A 1,643-nucleotide genomic window follows, 5' to 3' on the forward strand; every position below is an offset into this window, starting at 1 on the left:
TTGCCATTGAATTTAAGTTGCTTAAGAGGAAAAACGTTCATTGACATATTGAGAAACAAAGAATACGAGAAAACTACAGTTATAGAAGTTAAATTTTATAACGAGGTAAATTAATTATATTAATAGAATACATTGTGATTTATATTATAGGTCACGAGATAATTCGAGCATAAGCAAGAAGCATACAAGCTAGATAAGGGCGTATGGGGAATGCCTAGGCTCTCAGAGGCGAAGAAGGACGTGATAAGCTGCGAAAAGCTGCGGGGACTGGCACATACAGGTTGATCCGCAGGTATCCGAATGGGGCAACCCACTTAACTGAAGGTTAAGTACTCCGTAAGGAGGGCAAACCCGGGGAACTGAAACATCTAAGTACCCGGAGGAAGAGAAAACAATAGTGATTGCGCTAGTAGCGGCGAGCGAACGTGCATTAGCCCAAACCATATAGTTTACGGACTGTATGGGGTTGTAGGACCACAATATTTGTTGTAAATGGAATTAGAATCCTTTGGAAAGAGGAGCCATAGACGGTGACAGCCCGGTATAGGTAACAGATACAATGATAGTGGTATCCTGAGTAGTGCGGGGCACGAGAAACCCTGTATGAATCCGGCGGGACCATCCGCCAAGGCTAAATACTCCTGAGAGACCGATAGTGAACCAGTACCGTGAGGGAAAGGTGAAAAGAACCCTGAACAAGGGAGTGAAATAGATCCTGAAACCATACGCTTACAAGCGGTCGGAGCCCTTTCGGGGGTGACGGCGTGCCTTTTGCATAATGAGCCTACGAGTTACCGTTTCCAGCAAGGTTAAGTGATTCAGTCATGGAGCCGTAGCGAAAGCGAGTCTGAACAGGGCGCTTAAAGTTGGTAATGGTAGACGCGAAACCGTGTGATCTACCCTTGGGCAGGTTGAAGCTGTGGTAACACATAGTGGAGGACCGAACCCGTTGACGTTGAAAAGTCTTGGGATGACCTGAGGGTAGGGGTGAAAGGCCAATCAAACTCGGAAATAGCTCGTACTCCCCGAAATGCATTTAGGTGCAGCGATATGATAGTTTTATAGAGGTAGAGCTACTGATTGGATGCGGGGGCTTCACCGCCTACCAATTCCTGACAAACTCCGAATGCTATAAAATGTTTTATATCAGTGAGGGCATGGGTGCTAAGGTCCGTGTCCGAGAGGGAAAGAACCCAGACCATCAGCTAAGGTCCCCAAATATATGTTAAGTTGAAGAAACGCGGTTGGACTGCCCAGACAGCTAGGATGTTGGCTTGGAAGCAGCCATTCATTTAAAGAGTGCGTAACAGCTCACTAGTCGAGCGGTCCGGCATGGATAATAATCGGGCATAAACATATTACCGAAGCTATGGATTTACAACAAGAGTTGTAAGTGGTAGGGGAGCATTGTAACAACGATGAAGGTGTACTGCGAGGTATGCTGGAGTGGTTACAAAAGAAAATGTAGGCATAAGTAACGATAATGCGGGCGAGAAACCCGCACACCGAAAGACTAAGGTTTCCCCAGCTATGCTAATCAGCTGGGGGTTAGTCGGGACCTAAGGCGAACCCGAAGGGGGTAGTCGATGGACAACAGATTAATATTTCTGTACTTGCCCCACGTTAAAGCGGACGGAGGCGAA

The 1,643-nt window shown here is 46.6% G+C and carries 1 rRNA gene; it reads left to right on the forward strand.

What is annotated here, in order from left to right:
* Window positions 1-182: 182 nt before the first annotated feature.
* Window positions 183-1,643, forward strand: a 23S ribosomal RNA gene (locus BM266_RS16885); the annotation flags it as partial.

Origin of the sequence: Salegentibacter flavus (assembly GCF_900115145.1) — a bacterium.
GTDB lineage: Bacteria > Bacteroidota > Bacteroidia > Flavobacteriales > Flavobacteriaceae > Salegentibacter > Salegentibacter flavus.